The 23,660-nt window shown below is 54.7% G+C and carries 20 protein-coding genes; 12 read left to right on the top strand and 8 right to left on the bottom strand.

What is annotated here, in order from left to right:
- Nucleotides 1–996 carry a homoserine kinase gene (gene thrB, locus AB5Z09_RS17665; RefSeq protein ID WP_368195863.1) on the top strand — a complete coding sequence of 332 codons (996 nt, stop codon included), beginning with the start codon at nt 1–3 and terminating at the stop codon, nt 994–996.
- Complete coding sequence (gene thrC, locus AB5Z09_RS17660) at nt 993–2,267, top strand: threonine synthase (RefSeq protein WP_368195862.1); 1,275 nt, start codon at nt 993–995, stop codon at nt 2,265–2,267. The genes thrB and thrC overlap by 4 nt, the downstream gene beginning before the upstream one ends.
- A 187-nt stretch (nt 2,268–2,454) precedes the next feature.
- Here the strand turns inward: thrC and AB5Z09_RS17655 are convergent, their stop codons facing one another.
- Nucleotides 2,455–4,770, bottom strand: a complete 2,316-nt coding sequence (locus AB5Z09_RS17655; protein WP_368195861.1) for a glycoside hydrolase family 3 N-terminal domain-containing protein — start codon at nt 4,768–4,770, stop codon at nt 2,455–2,457.
- Nucleotides 4,771–5,319: 549 nt separating this feature from the next.
- Between AB5Z09_RS17655 and AB5Z09_RS17650 the strand changes: the two genes are divergently transcribed.
- Both AB5Z09_RS17650 and AB5Z09_RS17645 read left to right on the top strand, forming a co-directional pair.
- Nucleotides 5,320–5,697 carry a hypothetical protein gene (locus AB5Z09_RS17650; protein WP_368195860.1) on the top strand — a complete coding sequence of 126 codons (378 nt, stop codon included), beginning with the start codon at nt 5,320–5,322 and terminating at the stop codon, nt 5,695–5,697.
- A gap of 227 nt (nt 5,698–5,924) precedes the next feature.
- The gene (locus AB5Z09_RS17645; RefSeq protein WP_368195859.1) at nt 5,925–6,506 is read left to right on the top strand and encodes a DUF1349 domain-containing protein; all 582 of its coding nucleotides are present in this window, start codon (nt 5,925–5,927) and stop codon (nt 6,504–6,506) included.
- Between the two features lie 107 nt (nt 6,507–6,613).
- Here the strand turns inward: AB5Z09_RS17645 and rimO are convergent, their stop codons facing one another.
- Complete coding sequence (rimO, locus tag AB5Z09_RS17640; protein ID WP_368195858.1) at nt 6,614–7,942, bottom strand: 30S ribosomal protein S12 methylthiotransferase RimO; 1,329 nt, start codon at nt 7,940–7,942, stop codon at nt 6,614–6,616.
- A gap of 292 nt (nt 7,943–8,234) precedes the next feature.
- On the opposite strand from rimO, the gene AB5Z09_RS17635 reads away from it, so the two are divergent.
- A complete protein-coding gene (locus AB5Z09_RS17635) occupies nt 8,235–9,359 on the top strand; it encodes an HD-GYP domain-containing protein (protein WP_368195857.1) in 1,125 nt (374 codons plus the stop codon).
- A 165-nt stretch (nt 9,360–9,524) separates the two neighbouring features.
- Here the strand turns inward: AB5Z09_RS17635 and AB5Z09_RS17630 are convergent, their stop codons facing one another.
- From AB5Z09_RS17630 to AB5Z09_RS17605, 6 genes are all read right to left on the bottom strand, one after another.
- Nucleotides 9,525–9,710 (bottom strand): hypothetical protein, encoded by a 186-nt coding sequence (locus tag AB5Z09_RS17630; protein ID WP_005338109.1) that lies wholly within the window; start codon nt 9,708–9,710, stop codon nt 9,525–9,527.
- A 42-nt stretch (nt 9,711–9,752) separates the two neighbouring features.
- On the bottom strand, nt 9,753–10,334 hold the full coding sequence (locus tag AB5Z09_RS17625) for a NifB/NifX family molybdenum-iron cluster-binding protein (protein WP_368195856.1): 582 nt from the start codon (nt 10,332–10,334) through the stop codon (nt 9,753–9,755).
- The gene (locus AB5Z09_RS17620) at nt 10,331–10,645 is read right to left on the bottom strand and encodes a DUF134 domain-containing protein (protein WP_368195855.1); all 315 of its coding nucleotides are present in this window, start codon (nt 10,643–10,645) and stop codon (nt 10,331–10,333) included. The genes AB5Z09_RS17625 and AB5Z09_RS17620 overlap by 4 nt, the downstream gene beginning before the upstream one ends.
- A gap of 223 nt (nt 10,646–10,868) precedes the next feature.
- Nucleotides 10,869–12,050, bottom strand: a complete 1,182-nt coding sequence (locus AB5Z09_RS17615) for a dicarboxylate/amino acid:cation symporter (protein WP_005359180.1) — start codon at nt 12,048–12,050, stop codon at nt 10,869–10,871.
- A gap of 192 nt (nt 12,051–12,242) precedes the next feature.
- Nucleotides 12,243–12,794: a hypothetical protein gene (locus AB5Z09_RS17610; protein WP_368195854.1), complete on the bottom strand. Its 552-nt coding sequence runs from the start codon at nt 12,792–12,794 to the stop codon at nt 12,243–12,245.
- A gap of 105 nt (nt 12,795–12,899) precedes the next feature.
- On the bottom strand, nt 12,900–13,538 hold the full coding sequence (locus AB5Z09_RS17605; RefSeq protein ID WP_279485872.1) for a TetR family transcriptional regulator: 639 nt from the start codon (nt 13,536–13,538) through the stop codon (nt 12,900–12,902).
- Nucleotides 13,539–13,678: 140 nt separating this feature from the next.
- Between AB5Z09_RS17605 and AB5Z09_RS17600 the strand changes: the two genes are divergently transcribed.
- The 7 genes from AB5Z09_RS17600 (at nt 13,679) to AB5Z09_RS17570 (ending at nt 23,648) form a co-directional block, all read left to right on the top strand.
- Nucleotides 13,679–14,872: an efflux RND transporter periplasmic adaptor subunit gene (locus AB5Z09_RS17600; RefSeq protein WP_021231193.1), complete on the top strand. Its 1,194-nt coding sequence runs from the start codon at nt 13,679–13,681 to the stop codon at nt 14,870–14,872.
- Between the two features lie 17 nt (nt 14,873–14,889).
- Nucleotides 14,890–18,039, top strand: coding sequence for an efflux RND transporter permease subunit (locus AB5Z09_RS17595; protein ID WP_058059856.1), 3,150 nt, complete (start codon nt 14,890–14,892; stop codon nt 18,037–18,039).
- Nucleotides 18,040–18,614: 575 nt separating this feature from the next.
- Complete coding sequence (rfbB, locus tag AB5Z09_RS17590) at nt 18,615–19,721, top strand: dTDP-glucose 4,6-dehydratase (protein WP_368195853.1); 1,107 nt, start codon at nt 18,615–18,617, stop codon at nt 19,719–19,721.
- Nucleotides 19,721–20,608 (top strand): dTDP-4-dehydrorhamnose reductase, encoded by an 888-nt coding sequence (gene rfbD, locus AB5Z09_RS17585; protein WP_139406178.1) that lies wholly within the window; start codon nt 19,721–19,723, stop codon nt 20,606–20,608. Before rfbB ends, rfbD begins: the two co-directional genes overlap by 1 nt.
- Before the next feature lie 113 nt (nt 20,609–20,721).
- Nucleotides 20,722–21,600 (top strand): glucose-1-phosphate thymidylyltransferase RfbA, encoded by an 879-nt coding sequence (gene rfbA, locus AB5Z09_RS17580; protein WP_368195852.1) that lies wholly within the window; start codon nt 20,722–20,724, stop codon nt 21,598–21,600.
- A 60-nt stretch (nt 21,601–21,660) separates the two neighbouring features.
- Complete coding sequence (gene rfbC, locus AB5Z09_RS17575) at nt 21,661–22,206, top strand: dTDP-4-dehydrorhamnose 3,5-epimerase (RefSeq protein ID WP_194495876.1); 546 nt, start codon at nt 21,661–21,663, stop codon at nt 22,204–22,206.
- A 38-nt stretch (nt 22,207–22,244) separates the two neighbouring features.
- Nucleotides 22,245–23,648: a mannose-1-phosphate guanylyltransferase/mannose-6-phosphate isomerase gene (locus tag AB5Z09_RS17570; protein WP_368195851.1), complete on the top strand. Its 1,404-nt coding sequence runs from the start codon at nt 22,245–22,247 to the stop codon at nt 23,646–23,648.
- Nucleotides 23,649–23,660 lie beyond the last annotated feature (12 nt).

Raw genomic sequence — 23,660 nt, 5'->3', positions numbered from 1 at the left:
ATGAGTTCAGACATGTACCCCTCTTATATGACTGAAGGCGGCAGCGTAGTCGCCTACGCCCCCGCCTCCAGCGCCAACCTGAGCGTGGGATTCGATGTACTGGGGGCGGCGCTCGCCCCCGTTGATGGCTCTCTGCTCGGTGATCGGGTGCAGGTAAAAGCCGCTGACGTGCCTTTTGCCCTGTCCTCTGTGGGCCGTTACGCCCACAAGCTGCCGGATGATCCGAAAAAGAATATCCTCCATGACTGCTGGGTCGCCTATGGCGAGGCGCTGGAAAAGCGCGGCCTTAAACTCAAGCCCCTCGAAATGGTGCTGGAGAAGAACCTGCCGGTGGGCTCGGGTCTGGGTTCCAGCGCCTGTAGCGTGGTGGCGGCCCTTGAAGGGCTCAATGCCTTCCACGGCGAGCCGCTTGATGAGCACGACATGCTGCTGCTGATGGGGGAGATGGAAGGCAAGATCTCCGGCTCCGTTCACTACGACAACGTGGCCCCCTGTTATCTGGGCGGCATGCAGCTGGTGCTGGAAGAGCACGGCGTTATCAGCCAGGGCATTCCGGTGTTCGATCAGTGGTACTGGGTGGTCTGCTATCCGGGTACCGTGGTCTCTACCGCCGCGGCCCGCGCCATTCTGCCGGCCCAATATCGTCGTCAGGATTGTCTCACCTATGGTCGCCGTCTGGCTGCCTTTGTCCACGCCAGCTACACCGGGCAGGAGCCGCTGGCGGCGAGCGTATTAAAAGACGTGATTGCCGAACCCTACCGCGCGGCGCTGATCGAAGGCTTTGCCGAGGTGCGGGCGCAGGCGGCCCAGAACGGGGCGCTGGCCACCGGCATCTCCGGCTCCGGCCCCACCGTGTTTGTGGTGATGAAGGAGTTGGCGCAGGCCGAGCGGATGAAGGATTGGATGGAAGCACATTTCGTGCAGAACGAAGATGGATTTGCCCGGGTCTGCAAACTGGACATGGCCGGGGCACGGGTAACAGGAAGCGAGCTATGAATCTCTACAACATCAAGGACAACAGCGAACAGGTGAGCTTCGCGCAGGCGGTGCGTCAGGGCTTGGGTCGCGAACAGGGGCTCTTCTTCCCCGAACAACTCGAACCGCTCGCCGATGTGGATGCCCTGCTCGATCTGCCGCTGGCCGAACGCTCTGCCCGCATCCTGAGCCACCTGCTGGGGGACGAAGTGCATGCCGCCAAGGTGAGCGAGCTTGTTAACGCCGCCTTCACCTTCCCGGCGCCGCTGGTGAAACTCAAAGACGGTACTTATGCCCTTGAGCTGTTCCACGGCCCGACCCTGGCGTTCAAGGATTTCGGCGGCCGCTTTATGGCCCAGTGCCTCGCGGCGTTTCGCACCAACGACAAGATCACCATCCTCACCGCCACCTCCGGCGACACCGGCGCCGCCGTGGCCCACGCCTTCTATGGGCTGGAGGGGATCGAGGTGGTGATCCTCTATCCCAAGGGCAAGATCAGCCCCTTGCAGGAGAAGCTCTTCTGCACCCTCGGCGGCAATATCCGCACCATCGCCATCGATGGCGACTTCGATGCCTGTCAGGCGCTGGTAAAACAGGCCTTTGACGACGAGGCGCTGAAAAAGGCCATTGGCCTCAACTCCGCCAACTCCATCAATATCAGCCGCCTGCTGGCGCAGGTTTGCTACTACTTCGAAGCGGTGGCCCAGCTGCCGAAAGCCGACCGCGCCAAGGCGGTGATCAGCGTGCCGTCCGGCAACTTTGGCAACCTCACCGCAGGTCTTATCGCCAAGGCGCTGGGGCTGCCGGTGAAGCGCTTTATCGCCGCTACCAACGCCAACGACACCGTGCCGCGCTACCTGAAAACCGGTCAGTGGGAGCCACACCAGACAGTGGCAACCCTGTCGAACGCCATGGATGTCAGCCGCCCCAACAACTGGCCGCGGGTAGAAGAGCTCTGCCGCCGCAAGGGCTGGGCACTGGAGACCTTAGGCTCCGGCATGCGTGACGATGCCGAGACCCGCGATGCCCTTAAACGGCTGCACCAGCTGGATTACCTGTGCGAACCCCACGGCGCCATTGCCTGGGATCTGCTGGGGGAACAGCTGGCTGAGGACGAAGTGGGAGTGTTCCTCTGCACCGCCCATCCTGCCAAGTTCAAGGAGTCAGTAGACGAGATCCTGAATCTGGATGTGCCGCTGCCCGGCCCGCTGGCCAAGCACGCCGAGCTGCCGCTGCTCTCCGTTAATTTGCCTGCGGAGTTTGCCCGGTTAAGGGCGTTTTTGGTGGGGTAAGCCGCTGAGCTGAGATAACCGATAGAAATAAAAATCCCCCGGTAATGGGGGATTTTTGTTCTAATTATCTAGTGAGGTACTGTATGGAGGTGATTGGGAGAGTAATAGTAAAATTCCAATATTGATACAGCTTACTTAGAAGAATGTGAAGATATTAAGTGTTATTTCATAAAGTGAAAGCGTGTATCTATATTTCTATGCCGTTTTTATTAAATATGAATTTCGAGATTATTTTGACGAACTGAACATTTGCATACATTTTACTATAGTAATATGTGACCATTAATAATGGCACGATATAAATTAAGTATGATAATGTTGACTTAATAGCTTCTTGGGGAACGGAAGAAAATTGATTTCTGATTATTGAGGATATCCATCTAGTGATGGAAATGAAATAGATAAATAAAATGATAATGGGGGTGATGATTACAATCGTATCGCTGCTTATTGCGTCTCTTTTATCCACTTCACTCGAAAGAAACTTTATTTTCTCCTCTGCATGTTTCAGTCGCAACTTATACCCATCTAGTTCATGGCTAAGTTTTTTTTCATCATTTGTTTTATATATGACAATTGGTCTGCTTTTAATTCCACTCATTTGTGGAGGAATTGTGTTGACTGCATCATGAATGCCTCTATCACCTAGTGACATAGGCAGGTGAGTATACTCTTTTGCTTCTATTTCATGCTTTATTATTTTAATGTCAGACTTGTATGAAAGTGGGTCCTTTGTGAAATTGCCATATACCCAAATACTGTTCATAAGCTTTACATTCAAAATACTAGGTGTGTCATGTAGAAAGACGACTATCCTATCAAGCAAATGTGGGGCCTTTATTCGCACGTGATCTAATAAATTTCGATGATCTAGGCTATCTACACTCATTATTATTAATTGATGACTTTCAAGTTGCTTTATGAACTTATCTTTTTCGTTTTGAAAATCTTTCTTGTTATAGTTTTTCTTAATTTTGTACGTTGAAAATGATAGTTCACCACCGAGTTCATTAGAATATGTGGCGATAGCATCTTCTGTTCCTATTAATATTTTCTTAGGAAGATCTAAATTATATAATGGGTTATTACCTTTTCCCTTGCTTATTAGAATTACTCCATTGTCATATGTGGATGTTAGATATCTGGTCAGCGTAGATAACTCGCTTTCAGTATCCAATACCTCTATTGCCTCATAGTCTAAAGGATACATTGATTTCATTTTTGAGATATCATTTTTTAAAATGAGGATTTTATTAAGGCTGTTTTTTAATTGCTCCTCATACCTATTGTCACTGGTAATTAAATCTTCTATTAATGAAATGCTAGCTTTTATATCTGCACAGGTTAAATCACTATGTTTTTTCGTTCCTATGCCAGTGATGTGGGAAAAAAGTAATTGGTCATGTCCTGCTTTAAATGCATTTAATGAGGACAAAGCATAAGAAAACTTGACAAATCTTTCTTGTATATATTGTTTAGATGATATCATGTTAGATAAATCATCCGTTATTATAATTTTATTGGATAATCTAGGGACATTTTTAATATGCTTTTCTATGAATTTTTTATTGTATGTGACTGGGGTGTATGCATCTTCATTTTTTACTGTCAAATGAGAGGTCATTATCCCTCTAAACTTATCCCCTAAATCACTGAATGATTTCAACTCTTCTTTAATCGCTGATGAGGATGCAGAATAAACAGATGGTTCTTTATGTGCATTTGCATAAACATGGCTATATGAAGGAAAGTGTTTTGTAAAAGCAAGGATATTACCTTCACTTAGTCCATCCAGATAGGCTTGAGCATATGGAATCATTATTGCTCTATTTTCAGAAAAGGCCCTGAGTGATATTGAGGAGTTTGGAAAGCCTTGTGTAGAATGTTCGAGGTCCAGTACTGGGCCAAAAATTACGTCGACCCCAATGGATTTTAATTGATAGCCAGCTAATCGACCTGCTAAATAAGCGTATCTAGTGTCGCCAGTTGACGCGAGAACTAATGGGTTAGGTAGAGTTGTTAATGGGTATTTTATTGATGAAAATTCATACCCCTCAAAGTCAGCATACAAGATTACAGGGTAAGATGTATTTTTACTGGCTCTATGAACGATATTTTGAATGAAGTTGCTTGTATATCTAAATGCAATATCTTTATCATTTTCTTTCTTTAATTCAAATGATGGTAGGTTGTAATTATTTATCATTACACCACCAATGCCAATATTGGATAACAACTCTTTGAATTCGGCGCTATCAATATGGTTTTTATAGTCAGCAGGAACACCAACAACAAATAACTGTGCGATGGCCTTTTTGTAACCATATTTTTTAATGAAATCTTCAGCCAAATCCTCTGCGAATAGTTTTGCTGGGGTTAATAACAATAAAAGGACGAGTGTTTTTATATTCATTATATAATATCTAGTCGGAGTGAAGATAAACGATAAAATATCGTGGAGTGATGTATCCGATGTTATGGATACGCCTTGATAAGTAGACATTATGTCTTCCACGAAGGGGGGGCTTGTTAAACAAAATCTGGGACACCCACCTTTTTGGGTGGGGCGTAACGCCATCAAAACCCACGCTACCGCCCGTGGATTACAGCTTCCAATATGCTCCATTAACCAGCGGGGGCAGCAGCCCATCGCAGATGAATAGGCATCGGATGGCTATGATAGGCCAATCGAATCTGGTCGTGCCAGTCAAAAAATGACGTAACTATCAGAAAAATCGCCTTTTTTGCGCTGGCTCAACAAATCGCACGAACCGCAGGCAGGATTCCCATGGCCCTTGATTTTATTGGGGTTGGTGGGTGTGGCGTGGAAGAGTGGGATTGGCTTGCCGTTGCGGAGGGACTGGCTGGGCGCAATCCTGCTCTGCCAATCGGCGCTATAGTGCGGGCGATGGTTGCCCTCTGCTCCGCTCCCAAGCTGGCGAGGCGGGGGATCTGCGGCAACAATCAGCTGTTGCAATCACAACCATTTGCAACACATCGTCATGCCAATATGACCATGCAAACACATCACCAGATAGTGAGGAGATCTCCCATGAAGCGTACCATCCTGTTCGGCCTGCTCTGCGGCAGCGTGCTGCTGGCCAACCCGGTTTTTGCCAACGACGCAGCCCAGTTACAGTGCGAGGCGCAGGCCGCGGCCAAAAAGCTTAACGGCGCCGCCAAGACCAGCTTTATCGGCAAGTGTGTGAAAGATGCCGCTGGCGCCGCAACTGGCGAGTGCGAGAAGGCGGCCGCCGACAAGAAGCTGGCTGGAGCGGCCAAGAACAGCTTTATCCAGAAGTGCGTGAAGACGGGCGCGGCGGTGGATCCGGCGGCCAAGTGCGAGAAGGCGGCGGCCGACAAGAAGCTGGCTGGCGCGGCCAAGAACAGCTTTGTCCAGAAGTGCGTGAGGGATAGCGCCGCCAAGTAAGGCATTTTCTCATCCGGTGTGTTTGCGGGGGGCCATCAGGCCCCCCGCGCTTTTTGGGGCGCACTGATGGCGCAACGCACAAGCCTTGTATCGGGGCGGCAATAGCGACACTATTGACTCCTTTTATGGGTTCCGCAAAGGTGCAGCCATGACCAGTCGTGACCGGACGAGGCGTTGGCGAGCCCTGTTTGTGCGGGATTACGCGGGATAAAAGGGAGCAAAGCAGGATGATGGAAGGAATGGAATGGCGCTGGCTCAATGAACCGGCAGAGTGGCACCAGACAGAGGGCGGTTTGCAGGTGGTGACAGACCAGCAGACCGATTTTTGGCGCAGCACCTGGTATGGCTTCGAGCGCCACAGCGGCCATGTCTATGGTTGTGATGTTTCAGGGGAATTTACCTTTCAGGTCTGCGTCGAGGGGGAGTTCACCACCCTCTACGATCAGGCGGGGCTGATGCTGCTGCAAGACGACGCGCACTGGCTCAAGGCGGGGATCGAGTACAACGACGATCAGCCGATGATCGGCAGCGTACTGACCAATCCGCGCTCTGACTGGGCCACCGGCATTTTCCCCGGCAATCCGCGCCGCTTCTGGCTGCGGCTGACCCGGCTGGCGGACTGTCTGCGCCTGCAATACTCCACCGATGGCAAGGTGTGGCCGTTGCTGCGTCTAGCCCCGTTTCCGCCAAGCGAACGTTGCTTTATCGGGGTGATGTGCTGCACACCGGAGCGGCAGGGACTGGCGGTGCGTTTCTCTGATTTGCGCCTCACAGCGCCCCTTGGCAAGGCACTGCACGACCTCGGCTAGCGGTTTATCGCCAGTAGTTGTTAAACAAAAAGCGCCATCAGGCGCTTTTTGTTTAGTTACGTTGAACGCTATCGGCTCAACGCGCGGCGTGTTTACCCATGGCAGGGTTAGCCAATCAGGCTGGCCCACAGGTCATATTCGTCGGATTCGTCGATCCGCACCTTGACCATGTCCCCCGGCTTGAGGCCGGTTTCGCCGTTGAGGTAGACCAGACCATCGATCTCCGGTGCATCGGCGAAGGAGCGGCCAGTGGCGCCCTCTTCGTCCACTTCGTCGATGATAACGGTCATCTCCTGACCCACTTTGCGGGCCAGCTTGCGGATGGAGACCTGCTGTTGCAGCTCCATAAAGCGCTGGAAGCGCTCTTCCTGTACGGCTTCCGGTACCGGGTCCGGCAGCTCGTTGGCCAGCGCCCCTTCGACCGGGCTGTATTTGAAGCAGCCGACGCGATCCAGCTCCGCCTTGTCGATAAAGTCCAGCAGCATCTGGAAATCTTCCTCGGTCTCGCCCGGGAAGCCGACGATAAAGGTGGAACGCAGGGTGATCTGCGGGCAGATCTCGCGCCACTTCTGGATCCGCTCCAGGGTGCGCTCGACGGTACCCGGGCGCTTCATCAGTTTGAGGATGCGCGGGCTGGCGTGCTGCAGCGGAATATCGAGGTAGGGCAGTACCTTGCCATCGCGCATCAGCGGGATGACGTCATCTACGTGCGGGTAGGGGTAGACGTAGTGCAGACGTACCCAGATATCGAGCTTGGCCAGCTCTTCGCACAGGGCGACCATGCTGGTCTTGACCGGCATACCGTCGTAGAAACCGGTGCGGTGCTTCACATCGACGCCGTAGGCGGAGGTATCCTGGGAGATCACCAGCAGCTCCTTCACGCCCGCCTCTTTCAGGCGCTTGGCTTCTGCCAGCACGTCGCCGATGGGGCGGCTCACCAGATCCCCGCGCATGGAGGGGATGATGCAGAAGGTGCAGCGGTGGTTGCACCCTTCGGAAATCTTCAGATAGGCATAGTGGCGCGGGGTCAGCTTGACGCCGTGGGCCGGAACCAGACTGGTGAAGGGGTTGTGCTGCGGCTTCTCCACATATTTGTGGACGTGACCCAGCACCTCTTCATAGGCGTGGGGGCCGGTGATCTCGAGCACCTTGGGGTGGATCTCGCGGATCTGGTTCTCTTTGGCGCCGAGGCAACCGGTGACGATCACCTTGCCGTTCTCGGCCAGCGCTTCGCCGATCGCTTCCAGCGACTCTTGCACCGCGCTGTCGATAAAGCCGCAGGTGTTGACGACGACCAGCTCGGCATCGTCATAGCTGGGCACCACATCGTACCCTTCGGTACGCAGCTGGGTCAGGATGCGTTCTGAATCGACCAGGTTTTTGGGGCAACCCAAGGAGACGAATCCTACTTTGGGGGCCTGTTTTGTGTTGGACATCGCTCAATCACTCTTAGGTGGCTTCTCTTTAAGGGCGCGGATTTTACCTAAATGGCTAACCAAAAACTATACAGCCAGCATGGCAGAACCGAACAATATCTCCGACCAGGCAAGATTGGGCCGCACCAGCAGCCGCTGATGGCTCGCCCTTGGTAGGGCTATTGCCTCTGCCATGCGGGTTGGTTGTGGGGAAGTTGCTTTGTTGATTTTTCTGTCAATTTTGACGCTGTGGCGTGGAGATCGTCAAAGGGAGTCACTATACTTCCATCACGGGGTCCCGTTGGAGAAGGCGATGGAAAGTTCATTTGGCGAAAAAATGCAGAGCGTACATGCCACGCTCAGGCAGCGCTTTGACAAGCTGAGTCGGGTGGCCATCGCGATTTACGATCCCCATACCGATCAGCTCAAGACCTTTGCCCACAGCACCGAGGGGCCCTCGCCACTGGTGCAGTATGAGGTGAAGCTGAGCGATGTTCCCTCCCTGAGTTATCTGGCGGAGCACAAGCAGCCCAGGGTGCTCGGCAATCTTGATGCCCTGCGTGGCTCTGCGTCGGAGCACAGCCGCAAGGTACTGGAGGCCGGTTATGCCTCCAGCTATACCGAGCCGCTGCTGTTCAACAGCAAGCTGTTTGGTTTTCTGTTTTGCGATGCCATGGAGCCGGGATATTTCGAGGAGCCGATCCGCAGCGAGCTGTCGGCCTATGCCCAGGCGCTCTCGGCCATCATTGCGGTGGAGTTTTTCTCTATCCAGACCCTTGGCGGCGCGCTGACCACGGCGCGGGAGTTCAGCCGTTATCGGGATGAGGAGACCGCCAACCATCTGCACCGGATGTCGGCCTACTCCCGGCTGATTGCCAAGACGCTGGCCCCGACTTGCGGGCTGAGCGATGAGGAGGTTGAGTTTATCTACCTCTTCTCCGAGCTGCACGACATCGGCAAGATCGCGGTGCCGGATGCCATTTTGCTCAAGCCGGGCAAGCTGACGCCGGAAGAGTTCGAGATCATGAAGATCCACCCAGGCAAGGGGCGGGAGATGATCAGTCTGATGATCAACGAGTTTGGTCTCGATGGCATTCACCACACCGATATGCTGACCAATATCATCGCCAGCCATCACGAACGCTTTGACGGCACCGGCTATCCGCTGGGGCTGGCGGGGGAGGCGATCCCGCTGGCGGCGCGCATCGTGACGGTGGCCGATGTGTTTGATGCCCTGACCAGCGAGCGCCCCTACAAGAAGGCCTGGCCGTTCGAGACGGCGTTTGCCTATCTGGAGGAGCATGCCGGCAGCCAGTTTGATCCCGCCTGTGTCGCCGCAGCCCTGCACAACAAGGCCGAGTTTTATGCCATCTATCAGCAGTATCAGGATCCGGCCTGCTCTGCGAGCGAGGCGGCCAGCGGCGCAGAGCCGGGTTGAGCGCGTGTGATGAGCGTAAGGGGGAAAGAGGCGGTTCAAGCATGACGAGGAATAAATAGAGAGGGGGCACCAGCAGGTGCCCCCTCTCTATTTATGCGCCTTTCTATTTCATGCTCCCTTATTTTACCGACCTTCTATCTGCGGCTAGGGCGGCTTGCGGTCAGGTTACTTTTTGGGCGTCGGCTCGCTGATTTGATAGAGGTGATCCGCGCAGGCGCTGGAGCAGCCACAGGGGCGCACCTCTTTATCTTCCCGCTTCTGGGCAAGCTGGTATTGGCGCCACCAGATGATGGTGCCCATGGCCAGGATCAGTACGAACGAGGCGAGCAGGCTCAACAACCAGATGGACATGATCTCTTCTCCTTGATGGTGATGACATGCACAGCGATGGCATCAGTGATGATGGCAGCAACCGCCCTGCTGGTTGGCACCTTCACTGCCGTGGCAACAAGTATGGCCTTGCAGTGGGCTCTCTGCCTGATTGCCACTACTGGCGCAACAGTGATCGGAGCCACTGTTGCAACCACCGTGACAATTCGCATGGCTGTGGTCTGCGCCGACGGGCTGGATGGCACGGATCGCAGATTTGCTCTGATGACGGCGAGACGGACGCCCCTGACTGGCCTCGGTGAGAGGTTGCAGATTGGCGGGGGCCAGCAGAGCGGGCAGCGGCAGGCGGGCAGAGCGGCACTGCAGCACCCGGATATTGACCGCCAGCAGGCGACCCAGCATCCGCTCGCCGATATTGCGCACCACCACCTGACCCACCTGATGATGGGTGAGGGCGTCGAGCAGCGCTTGCTTGCCGTGGCAGCCTTCGGCGGCGGCCGGGTTAGCCAGGGTGGCGATAACGTTCCCTTCGGGGTTAAGAATTTGCAGCTGCTCGGCACGGGTAAAGTGGCCAGCCAGCAACCCCTGACTCAGCATCAGGGCGCTGTTGCTGGGGCTGGTGGTCATGGTTGTGACAGCATTCATGTCGGCTCTTCTCCACTGGTTTGGTGGTCGGGCTCGGCGGGTTGCATCATCAATGCCTTGCCCAGACTCAGACACTCCACCACCTTGTAGCGCCCTTTTTTCAGGATATTGCCCAGGGTCTGGCGGGAGACCCCCATCACCAGGGCGGCCTCCTGCTGCTGCATTCCTTGAAGGTCGACGAGGCGCAGTGCCTCGAACTCGTCAGGGGCCAGCGTGACCTGTTCCAGCTGATGTATGGGGCGGCCGTTGGGTTTGAAGCAGCTGTTGGCGGGGCGGCCACAGATCTGGCGGGCAATCTTGGGTCTTGGCATGGTGGCTCCTAATTGGCATAAGCCATTTATACGCTCATATGTAGCATATGCCAATAATTTTGTCGGGTGTAGAGAGCTGCGCGAATGCTGTTTACGGCAGAGGGGGGTAAAGAGAGGGAGGAGGAATACGCACAAACACTGTGAAGGTGGCAGAAACGACGCAGGCCCGAACATGGTTCGGGCCTGCGGTTTTGCAGAGGATGGTCGGGCTATCCCGGCGAGCTTACGCCTGTTCGGCCTCGGCCACGGGGGCTGCGCTCTCGCTACCGTTGGCGAAGCGATCCGCCCACAGGGCAATCACGCCGTCACCGGTGACGTTGCAGGCGGTGCCGAAGCTGTCCTGCGCCAGATAGAGGGCGATCATCAGGGCGATAGAGGCTTCACCGAAACCGAGCATGGAGGTGAGCAGGCCCAGCGCCGACATCACGCCACCACCCGGGGCGCCCGGGGCGGCGATCATGATCACCCCCAGCATCATGATGAAGGGGAGCATGGTCTCGATGCCCGGAATGGCCAGATGCTCGGAGAGGAACATCACCGCGGTGGCACAGGTGACCAGGGTAATGGTGGAGCCACAGAGGTGAATGGTGGCACACAGCGGCACGGTGAAGTTGGCGATACCGTCGCTCACGCCGTTGTTCTTGCTCGATTGCAGAGCGACCGGAATGGTGGCGGCGCTCGACATGGTCCCCAGCGCGGTGAAGTAGGCGGGCAGCATGTTCTTGATGAGCTGCGCCGGTGAGCGGCCAAGGGCCAGACCTGTACCCACGAACAGTACGGAGAGCCAGATCCAGTGCATCAGGATCGCCATCACCAGCACCACGCCGAAAGTTTTCAGGGTAGCGAATACGGTGCCTTCTACCGTCATCTCGACAAAGACGCCCGCGATATAGAACGGCAGCAGCGGGATGATCACCTTGGCCAGCAGGCGGTCGATGATGTCACGACCCTGATCGGCGACCCGGCGCAGATCGGTGGCCTGGGTGGCGCTGATGCCAATGCCGAACACGAAGGCGGCGGCCAGAGCCGACATCACGCCAAACAGCGGCGGGATCTCCAGATTGACGTAGGAGGCCAGCTTGATAGCCGTGGCCGTGGTGGGCTCGGCGGCGGTGGTGAACTGCGGGATCAGGTGGCTCGCCACGGTAAAGGCGAACAGCCCCGCCAGAATGGTGGAGCAGTAAGAGAGGGCCACGGTTTTGCCCAGCAGCTTGCCGGAGTTTTTCGGCAGGCTGGCGATGCCGCTCATGATAAAGAACAGAATGATGAGCGGAATGGTGAAGGTGATGAGCTGACCTATCACTGTCTTGGCCGTAAACAGCACGCGCGCCACCCACTCAGGGGCGTAGAGACCGAGCAAGAGACCGGCAAGGATGCCAGCAATGAGTTTCAGGACAAGTTTCATAAGGAAATCCGGAGTTGGTTGTATTGTCTGTTTTGTTATTAAATTTTGATATTAATCACACTTTTTAACACGTAAGCCGTGTTATGTCTGCCTTTTCTGCGTTAACGCCGAGTTAAATATTGTCGAAGGTCAAGATCGCCGACTAGCTGTCGACTTGGCGTTGAACTGGAAAATTCGTGATGAATTAGCCCGTTAGGTGGCCTGATGATCGCCACGCAGCAACATGACGTACTGGGTGGCGTGTTGACCTGTGCATGATGGCGTGTTGGTCGAGGCGGTTTCCATCGGCGCCAGTTGCAGCGCTATCCCGGATGTGGTGACCAGTTGTTGTAGCTCATCGTGACTAATCTTGCCGCTTGGCGGCAGGGGGAAGCAGAGCGGAGCACCCGCTTTGAGCAGGGTCGCCAGCTGTTGCAACTGGGGAACAAGGGTGGCCACGTCGCTATCAAGCGGGCGGCTCAGCCAGATGCCATCGTAAGGGAGCACCGAGTGCATCTTTGCCAGCGGGCAGACCCGCACCGCTTGCCCGGATTGCTGTGAGGCAACTCTGGCGTCGGCCAGCACAGCTTCACAGGCAGTGACTATATACCCTTCTGCACGCAGCCAGCACAGATCCTCCCCCATACCGCATTGACCATTGAGCAGGTGAGCACCGGGTTTGAGACTTGCCACAAAGGCAGTTCGAACGTGGGCGTGCTGGTCGTTAAATGGCCGGGAAGCGGGGATGGCGTCAGAGTGTGGCACAGGGGTTACCTCAAGCAGGGGGCGCACAGGGTAACAAATCGGGGCCTGACTGCCAAAGCGCGCGGTCAGGCCCCGATTTGGATGGGTGGGAGTTGCCGGAGCCGGTTAGTGGCCGCAGGCTGGCCCGTGGGGCTGGGCCAGCATGGTGAACATGCTCTCTATCAGGAAGGCGGATTCGCCCTGCAGGTCTATCCGCCCCGGAAAGTGGAGCCAGTTGATGATGTAGCCATCCAGAGTGCAGTGGAGCAGGGTGGCGGCGCGCTGCAGGTTGAGGTTGGCGGGCAGTTGGCCCCGCCGTACCGCATTGGCCAGGGTGGTCTCCAGGTCCCGAAAGAAGTTGGCGGACTGGCTGCGGATATGCTCGCGCAGTGAGATGGCTTCCCCCTCCAGCGATTCGAGATTGAACAGGATGGTAAACATCTGCCGCTGGGCCGGATTGTGAATGAAGCTGTGGAGCACCCCTTCGAAGAAGAGGCGCAGTTGCCCCAGCGGATCCGGCTCATCTGGATTGAGGCAGGCATCGAGCTGGTGGGCGAGGGGGCTGCAGAGCTCCTGCCAGAGCGAAATGAAGAGTTCATCCTTGTTCTTGAAGTGCCAATAGATGGCCCCGCGGGTCAGGTCTGCCGCCCTGGCGATGTCGGTCAGGCTGGTCTTGGCCAGGCCCTGGGAGCAGAACAGATCTAGCGCCGTGCTCATGATGTGGCAGCGGGTTTGCTGCGCCTCTTCTTTGGTTCGTCTGGCCATCGAAATTTGTGCCTCATGCAAGCAAAAAGTCACTTACATACATTTATGAATGTATGTATATTGCCTCATCTTTCGACTATTTACCAACAGGGCCCATGTAGCCCTGATTGTTCATTGACTGGCAAAGGCTCAGGTGTTTCATGCATAAACATATTCTTGCTCGTTCAGTTGGTCTTGCCTTGCTGGCTACAGGCTTGCTGGCAGGTTGTGGTGACAAGGGGGGCGCACCCCAGGGACAGGGCGGCATGCCCCCCGCGGCGGTCAACGTGGTGACCCTGCAGAGCGGCCCGTTGATGTTGACCACCGAGTTGACCGGTCGCAGCGCCCCGTTACGGGTGGCCGAAGTGCGTCCGCAGGTGAGCGGCATCATCCTCAAGCGCCTCTTTACCGAGGGAAGCGATGTGAAGGCGGGCGATCTGCTCTATCAGATCGACCCGGCTGTCTATCAGGCGGCAGTTGCCAGCGCCAAGGCCAATCTGGCCAAGGCCGAGGCCAACGAGCAGAGTGCCCGCCTCAAGGCGCAGCGCTATCAGGAGCTGCTCAAGGTCAAATCCATCAGCCGTCAGGACTATGACGACGCCGACGCCAGCTGGAAGCAGGCCAAGGCGGAGATCATGGCGAGTAAGGCAGCTTTGCGTACTGCCGAGATCAATCTCGGTTACACCCGCATCACTGCCCCCATCAGTGGCCGCATCGGTAAATCCGCGGTGACCGAGGGGGCGCTGGTGACTGCCCAGCAGGCTGACAGCCTGACCGCCATTCAGCAGCTCGATCCCATGTATGTGGATGTGCGTCAGTCCACCGCCGATCTGCTGCGCCTCAAGCGACTGGTCGCCGAGGGCAAGCTGACCCAGGACGAGCAGAAAGGGGCCAAGGTGACCTTCCAGCTGGAAGATGGCTCCACTTACGGCGAAGAGGGCTCGTTGCAGTTCTCCGATGTGACCGTGGATGAGACCTCCGGCATGGTGACCCTGCGGGTGATTGTGCCCAACCCTCACCAGCTGCTGCTGCCCGGCATGTTTATGCGCGCCACCCTGCAAGAGGGTGAGAGGGCGCAAGGGCTGCTGGTGCCGCAAACTGCCGTGACTCGCACTCCCAACGGCGGCGCCACCGTGATGGTGGTAACCGCTGACAACAAGGTGGAGCTGCGCAACGTGCAACTGAGCCGGGTCGTCGGCAGCAACTGGGTGGTGGAGTCAGGGCTCACCTCCGGCGAGCGGGTGATCGTGGCTGGCTTGCAGAAAGTACGACCGGGCGCCGTGGTCAATCCCGCCGAGCAGGGTGCTGATGCACCGTCTGCTCAAGCTGCGTCCAACACCCCGGCCAACAAGTAGGATGGAGTAGTCGCTTCATGGCTCGATTTTTTATAGACAGACCCATTTTTGCCTGGGTGATCGCGCTGGTGATCATGCTGGCGGGTAGCCTGGCCATCATCAAATTGCCGGTCGCCCAGTACCCGAGTATTGCGCCGCCCGCTGTCGGTATTTCTGCCAGCTATCCGGGCGCATCCGCCAAAACGGTGGAAGACTCGGTGACTCAGATCATCGAACAGAACATGACCGGGCTGGATCACTTGCTCTACATGTCCTCCCAGTCTGACTCCGCGGGGCGGGTGTCGGTGACCCTCACCTTCCAGCCGGGGACCGATCCCGACATTGCCCAGGTGCAGGTGCAGAACAAGCTGCAACAAGCGATGTCGCTGCTGCCGCAAGAGGTGCAGCAGCAGGGGATCCGGGTACAGAAGACCTCCAGCAGCTTCCTGATGGTCGCGGCCTTCATCTCCAGCGATGGCTCGATGAACAACGACGATCTGGCGGACTATGTGGTCTCCAATATCAAGGAGCCCCTGAGCCGTCTGGACGGGGTAGGGGACATCACCTTGTTCGGCAGCCAGTACTCCATGCGGGTGTGGCTCGATCCCAACAAGCTCAACCGGGTGCAGATGACTCCTGGTGATGTGCAGGCAGCCATCAAGGCGCAGAACGCCCAGGTCGCGTTCGGCAAGCTGGGTGGTACTCCGTCGGTGGAAGATCAGCAGTTCACCGCCACCATCATGGGGCAGACCCGTCTCTCTACCGTGGAGCAGTTCAACGATATCCTGCTGCGGGTGAATCAGGATGGCTCCAAGGTGCGGCTGAAAGATGTGGCCCGGGTCGAGCTGGCGGGCGAAAGCTATGACGCCGATGCGCTCTACAACGGCCAGTCTACCGCCGCGGTCGCCATCAAGCTGGCCACCGGTGCCAACGCGCTGGATACTGCCGAGAAGGTGCGAGCCAAGCTCAATGAGCTGTCGGATTACTTCCCGGCCAATATGGAGATCGTCTACCCCTACGACACCACGCCGTTTGTGAAGATCTCCATCGAGGAGGTGGTGCAGACCCTGATCGAGGCGATCTTCCTGGTGTTCTGCGTCATGTATCTGTTCTTGCAGAACTTCCGCGCCACCCTGATCCCGACCATCGCGGTGCCTGTGGTGCTGCTCGGTACCTTCGGGGTGATGGCGGCGTTCGGCTTCTCCATCAACACCCTCACCATGTTCGGTATGGTGCTGGCCATCGGCCTGCTGGTGGATGACGCCATCGTGGTGGTGGAGAACGTGGAGCGTCTGATGAGTGAGGAGGATCTCTCCCCGCTGGAAGCGACCCGCAAGTCGATGACCCAGATCACCGGCGCGCTGGTGGGGATTGCCCTGGTGCTCTCCGCCGTGTTCGTGCCGATGGCCTTCTTCGGCGGCTCGACCGGCGCCATCTATCGCCAGTTCTCATTGACCATCGTCTCGGCCATGGTGCTGTCGGTGCTGGTGGCGTTGATCCTGACACCGGCCCTTTGTGCCACCCTGCTCAAACCGATGAAACATGGCGAGTTTGGTGCCAAGCGCGGCTTCTTTGGCTGGTTCAACCGCGCCTTTGATGCGGGTACCAATCGCTATCAGAGCGGCGTGCGCAAGGTGATCAAGCAGGGTGTGCGCTACAGCCTGATCTACGGCGCCATGCTGGCGGTGTTGGCCGTGCTCTTTATGCGGATGCCCACCTCCTTCCTGCCGGAAGAGGATCAGGGAGTCATCATGTCCATGGTGCAACTGCCGGTGGGGGCCACCAAGCAGCGTACCGAGGTGGTGCTGGCGGACATGCGCGACTACTTCCTGAAAAACGAGAAGGATAACGTTGACTCTGTACTGACCGTATCCGGCTTCAGCTTCGCCGGTAGTGGCCAGAACGCGGGGATGGCCTTTATCAAGCTCAAGGACTGGAGCGAGCGCAAGAGCCCGGATCGCAGCGCCAATGCCATTATCGGCCGCGCCATGGGCTATCTGTTCAGCATCAAGGAGGCGCAAGTGTTCGCCTTCAACCTGCCTCCGATCCCGGAGCTGGGGACGGCGACCGGTTTTGACTTCTTCCTGCAGGATCGCGGTGGTATCGGTCACGACAAGCTGATGGCGGCGCGTAACCAGCTGCTCGGTATGGCGGCGCAGGATCCCACCCTGGTGCGGGTACGCCCGAACGGGATGGAAGATACGCCGCAACTCGACATCAAGATTGACTACGAGAAGGCGCTGGCGCAGGGGCTCTCCATCGCGGATATCAACAACACCCTGGCCACTGCCTGGGGCTCGTCCTACGTCAATGACTTCGTTGATCGTGGCCGGATCAAGAAGGTCTACATGCAGGCGGATGCCCCCTTCCGGATGAACCCGGAAGATCTGAAACTCTGGTATGTGCGCAACAGTGCCGGTCAGATGGTGCCCTTCTCCGCCTTTGCCAGCACCGAGTGGAGCTTCGGCTCACCCCGTCTTGAGCGTTACAACGGTGTACCGGCGATGGAGATCGTCGGTGAGGCGGCGCCCGGCAAGAGTACCGGTGATGCGATGGCCGCCATCGAACAGATGGTGAAACAGCTGCCGGAAGGGGTGGGCATCGAGTGGACCGGGCTCTCCTTCCAGGAGCGTCAGGCCGGTTCACAGGCACCCGCGCTCTACGCCATCTCCTTGCTGGTGGTGTTCCTCTGTCTGGCGGCCCTCTACGAGAGCTGGAGCATTCCGTTCTCGGTGATGTTGGTGGTGCCGCTCGGGGTACTGGGGGCCATTGTGGCTGCCACCCTGCGCGGGCTGGAGAACGACGTCTACTTCCAGGTCGGCCTGCTCACCACCATAGGTCTGTCGGCGAAGAACGCTATTTTGATCGTGGAATTTGCCAAAGAGCTCTACGACAAAGGGATGGGCTTGGGTGAAGCCGTGGTGGAGGCGGCGCGCCTGCGTCTGCGTCCGATCCTGATGACCTCGCTCGCCTTTATCCTCGGGGTGCTGCCGCTGGTGATCAGCTCCGGCGCGGGCGCCAGCAGCCGTAACGCCATCGGTACCGGCGTGATGGGGGGGATGATCAGTGCCACCGTGCTGGCCATCTTCTTCGTACCGCTCTTCTTCGTGCTGGTGATGCGTTACTTCACCAGCCACAAGAGTAAAGAGGCGCGCATGGCTGCAGCAGTTGAGTCAAAAGGTGACTGATGGCATGCAGGTTTAGCTAATTTGAACAGAGTTCAATAAATCGCCAGCCAGCTTTGGTCTGGCTGACAATCAGACAGGGCAACCCCATGGGTTGCCCTGTTTTTTTGTTCAAAAGAGCAACAGACGAAACTAAGTAACAACTTGAAGCTGATGCAATGAAACAGGCATTGTTCATTGAATGGCCTCAATTTGCTCCCTATCAAAACACTTTTAGCTGTTCATCTTCGGGGGAAACGGGATAGAATTCGGCATCAAATCGGGCTGACTCGGTGTGGCAAGCAGTTTCAATTAGCAACTGTTTACTTTATCCACACCGCCAAAAACACAATAATGCTGGAGGACATGATGACCAACAGCGTGAGCAATGTGGTGAAAAGCAGCAAACTGGGGGCTGTAACTCAGTGCGGTAGCCATAGCCTTTATCGATAACTGCATGAGTTTTGAGCGTTGCGATATATGTATCTCATTATTGCTAATATTTATGCTTCTCATTAAGTTCCAAGTCGTATTATCCCCGATTAGTTAGTTCTACCCTATTTAATTGAACTCCAACTTATCGTAAGAGCATAATTAATATGAAATTTCTCGTTACTGGTGGCGCAGGCTTTATCGGCTCTGCTGTGGTGCGCCATATCATCCGTGATACCCAGGATGCCGTTATCAATCTCGATAAACTCACCTATGCCGGCAATCTGGAATCCCTAGCCGATGTATCGTCAAGTGAGCGTTATGTGTTTGAGCAGGTGGATATCTGCAATCGCGCCGAGCTGGATCGGGTGTTTGCCCTGCACCAGCCGGATGCCGTGATGCATCTGGCCGCCGAGAGCCATGTGGATCGCTCCATCACAGGCCCGGCTGACTTTATCGAGACCAATATTGTCGGCACCTATATGTTGCTGGAAGCGGCTCGCGCTTACTGGAACGGTCTGGATGATGTGCGCAAGGCGGCTTTCCGCTTCCACCATATCTCCACTGACGAGGTATATGGTGATCTGCCTCATCCGGATGAAGTAGCCGTCGGTGAACCATTGCCGCTCTTTACCGAGACCACCCCCTACGCCCCCAGCAGCCCCTATTCCGCCTCCAAGGCCTCCAGCGACCATCTGGTGCGCGCCTGGCGCCGTACTTACGGCCTGCCAACCATCGTCACCAACTGCTCCAATAACTACGGCCCGTACCACTTCCCCGAGAAGCTGATCCCGCTGGTCATTCTTAACGCGCTGGATGGCAAGCCGTTGCCGGTCTATGGCAAGGGTGACCAGATCCGTGACTGGCTCTATGTGGAAGACCACGCGCGCGCGCTCTACAAGGTGGTGACCACTGGCTTGGTCGGAGAGACCTACAACATTGGCGGTCACAACGAGAAGCAGAATCTGGAGGTGGTATACACCATCTGCGATTTGCTGGACGAGATGGTGCCGAAAGCGGGCTCTTATCGCGATCAAATCACCTATGTGGCGGATCGCCCTGGTCACGATCGCCGCTATGCCATCGATGCGACCAAGATGGGCAGTGAGCTTGCTTGGCAACCGCAAGAGACCTTTGAATCCGGTATTCGCAAAACCGTGCAGTGGTATCTGGATAACCAGCAGTGGGTCAACAACGTCAAGAGCGGTGCCTACCAATCCTGGATTGAGCAACACTATTCCGCGATTGAACAGAAAGATGGGGAGCGTGCCTGATGCATATTCTGCTGTTTGGCAAAAACGGCCAGGTAGGCTGGGAGCTGCAGCGTGCACTGGCCCCCCTCGGGCGCATCACTGCCGTTGATTTTGACTCCAGCGATTATTGTGGCGATTTCAGCAACCCGGCAGGGGTGGCCGATACGGTACGTCTGGTCAAGCCGGACGTGATTGTCAACGCCGCGGCCCATACCGCAGTCGACAAGGCGGAGAGCGAGCGGGAGTTTGCCGAGCTGCTCAACGCGACCAGTGTAGCGGCGATCGCCAAAGAAGCGGAAGCATTGGGTGCCTGGTTGGTGCATTACTCCACCGACTATGTGTTCGATGGTAGCGGCGAGCGTCCGTGGGTGGAAACCGATGCAACTGCACCGCTCAACGTCTACGGTGAAACCAAGCTGGCGGGTGAGCAAGGTGCGTCCCTCTGCACCCGTCATCTGATCTTCCGTACCAGCTGGGTCTATGCCGCCCGCGGCGCCAACTTTGCCAAGACCATGTTGCGCTTTGGCAAAGAGCGTAGCGAGATGTCAGTCATCAATGACCAGTTCGGCGCACCGACCGGTGCCGAGTTACTGGCTGATTGCACCGCCCATGCGATCCGTGTTGCGCAGAGTAAACCCGAGGTCGCCGGGCTGTACCATCTGATTGCCTCTGGTACAACAACATGGTTTGACTACGCCCAGCTGGTGTTTGCCAAAGCCAGAGAAGCCGGCGTTGAACTGGCTGTGACACAGCTCAATGCGGTGCCGACCAGTGCCTTCCCGACCCCGGCCAAACGCCCCCATAACTCCCGCCTTGATACCGGTAAATTCCAGCGCACCTTCGATCTGGTGCTGCCGGACTGGACCGTCGGTGTGGAGCGGATGTTGACCGAGATCCTGGGCAAATAAATCACTGGTCAGGGATGTGTTGAGCGTATCCTTGGCTGGCAAGGGATAAAACAGAAAGGTGTGGCTTCAAGCAACCCTTTTCTTTTGCATTTTTAAAATAAGAAACAAGCATCATGGCCAAACGTAAAGGCATTATTCTGGCTGGTGGCTCAGGCACCAGCCTCTATCCAGTCACCATGGCGGTAAGCAAGCAGTTGCTGCCCATTTATGACAAGCCGATGATCTACTACCCGCTCAGCACCCTGATGCTAGCCGGTATTCGAGATATTTTGATCATTAGCACGCCGCAAGATACTCCTCGCTTTAAGCAATTGCTGGGTGATGGCAGCCAGTGGGGCTTGAGTTTGCAGTACAAGGTACAACCAAGTCCGGACGGGTTGGCACAAGCCTTTATTCTGGGTGAAGAGTTTATCGGGTCAGACCCCTGTGCACTGGTGTTGGGCGACAACATCTTCTACGGCCACGACCTGCAGAAACAGTTGGAGGCGGCAGCGGTCAAAGAGAGTGGCGCCACTGTCTTTACCTACCACGTGCACGACCCCGAGCGCTATGGAGTGGTGGAATTTGATAAAAAAGGAACCGCGATCTCTCTGGAAGAGAAGCCGTTGGAGCCCAAGAGCAACTATGCGGTCACCGGCCTCTATTTCTACGACAACAGCGTGGTGGATATCGCCAAGAGCCTGAAGCCGTCGCCCCGTGGTGAGCTGGAAATTACGGATGTGAACCGCATCTACCTGGAGCAAGGCAATCTGTCGGTGGCCATGATGGGTCGTGGTTATGCTTGGCTGGATACCGGTACCCATGAAAGCATGGTAGATGCGAGCAACTTTATTCAGACCATCGAGACGCGTCAGGGGTTGAAAGTCGCTTGTCCTGAAGAGATCGCCTATCGCAAGAAATTCATTACTGCCGACCAGGTCCGTGTTCTTGCTGCACCGTTGGCAAAGAATGCGTATGGCCAATATTTGCTAAGAATGGTTGCCAAAGCCTGATGTGATTGGGGGGAGGGAAGTTGCTCCCCCATAAAAATTGAATCAAATGTGGATAGACAGATGAATGTAATCAAGACTGCGATTCCTGATGTGCTTATTTTTGAGCCCAAAGTATTTGGTGATGAGCGTGGTTTTTTCTTTGAGAGTTTCAACCACAAGCTGTTTGAAGAGGCGGTAGGATATCCGGTTAAATTTGTGCAGGATAATCATTCCAAATCGTCGAAAGGGGTATTGCGTGGCTTGCATTATCAATTGCCTCCCCATGCTCAGGGAAAGCTGGTGCGATGTGTAGTGGGAGAGGTATTTGATGTGGTAGTGGATATTCGTGAAAGTTCGCCAACCTTTGGAAAATGGGACGGTGTTCATCTATCAGCTGAGAATAAGCGGCAATTGTGGATCCCGAAAGGGTTTGCCCATGGCTTTATAACTAAAACAGAAACAGCAGAAGTTTTATATAAAGCAACGAATTATTATAGATCTGACTTTGAACACACAATATGTTGGAATGATCAGCAACTAGGAATAGAGTGGGAGTGTGATATGCTCCCTATATTATCTCTTAAAGATAAAAATGCGAAGCCATTTATGGTAGCTAAACATTTCTAAAAATAACATTAACACATTAAATATATTATGGTGTATCTATGACTGTCTTAATTCCTGCAATTATGTGTGGTGGAAGCGGTTCAAGGTTGTGGCCTGTTTCGCGTGAACAACATCCCAAGCCATTCATTAAACTATCGGATAATCAAAGTTTTTTACAAAAAGCTTTTTTACGTGGTGCAAAATTAGCCGATATTAGTGATATTTTAACAGTTACAAATAGAGAATTGTATTTCAAAACACTGGATTCATTCAAAGAGGTCAACGAAAGTTCTATTCAAACCTCATTTATTCTTGAGCCGTATGGGCGTAATACAGCCGCCGCAGTGGCCTCTGCTGCTATTTATGCGTGTGATACATATGGTGATGATGCGATCGTGCTGGTGTTAGCTGCGGATCACTTGATCACTGAGCAGGCTGCTTTTGCTGATGCCGTTGCCTGTGCGATTGATTTAGCTAAAAAAGGGCGTTTGGTAACATTCGGTATAAAACCTAATACTCCCGAAACCGGTTATGGTTACATTGAAGCGCAAGGTTCTGATGTCCTGCGTTTTGTTGAAAAACCAACGTTGAGTAAAGCCAAAGAGTATCTGGAAAGTGGGCGATTTTTTTGGAATTCTGGTATGTTTTGCTTCAAAGCGAGTACGATGATCGCAGAAATGGAAGTGCACTGTCCAGAGGTGATTGCTGCCACAAAATCCTGCCTCAATAAATCTGAAGTAATTCAGAATAAAAAGGTCAAACATATCGATTTGGATGCCGACACATTTAGTCACGTTCCTGATATTTCTATTGATTATGCAGTGATGGAAAAATCGCAAAACGTGTCGGTGGTACCCTGTGATATTGGTTGGAGTGATATCGGTTCCTGGTCAGCGATTAGTGACCTACACCAGCCAGATGATAATGGAAATACAGTCCAAGGCCATGCTATTTTACAGAGTACCAAAAATTGTTATGTTACAAGTGAAGAACGAGTCATTGGTGCTGTAGGTGTAGAAAATTTGGTGATTGTTGACACTGCTGATGCATTACTGGTGGCTAATAAAAACAATAGCCAAGATGTTAAAGTGATTTATAATCAACTTAAAAAAATCAATCACGATGCATTCAAGACTCACCGTACGGTTTACTGCCCCTGGGGGCGTTATACGCTTCTTGAAATTGGCGAGCGTTTTAAAATTAAACGTCTAGAAGTTAAACCAGGCGCGAGCCTGACGATGCAAATGCATCATCATCGAAATGAACACTGGGTCGTTTTATCTGGTGTTGCAGAAGTAAATTATGATGGTCAAGAAGAGCTATTGACAGCAAATCAATCTACCTATATTCCTGCAGGCCATCGTCATCAGTTAAAAAATCCTGGTTTGATAGACTTAGTCATGCTTGAGGTGCAAACCGGTGATTATCTTGGCGAAGATGATATTATCGATTTTAAAAAATAACAGTTATTGAGA

Source organism: Aeromonas sp. R2-2, assembly GCF_040908355.1.
Taxonomy (GTDB): domain Bacteria; phylum Pseudomonadota; class Gammaproteobacteria; order Enterobacterales; family Aeromonadaceae; genus Aeromonas; species Aeromonas veronii.
Note: the sequence above shows the minus strand (reverse complement) of the source record. Positions and strands in the feature narration are given on the sequence as shown.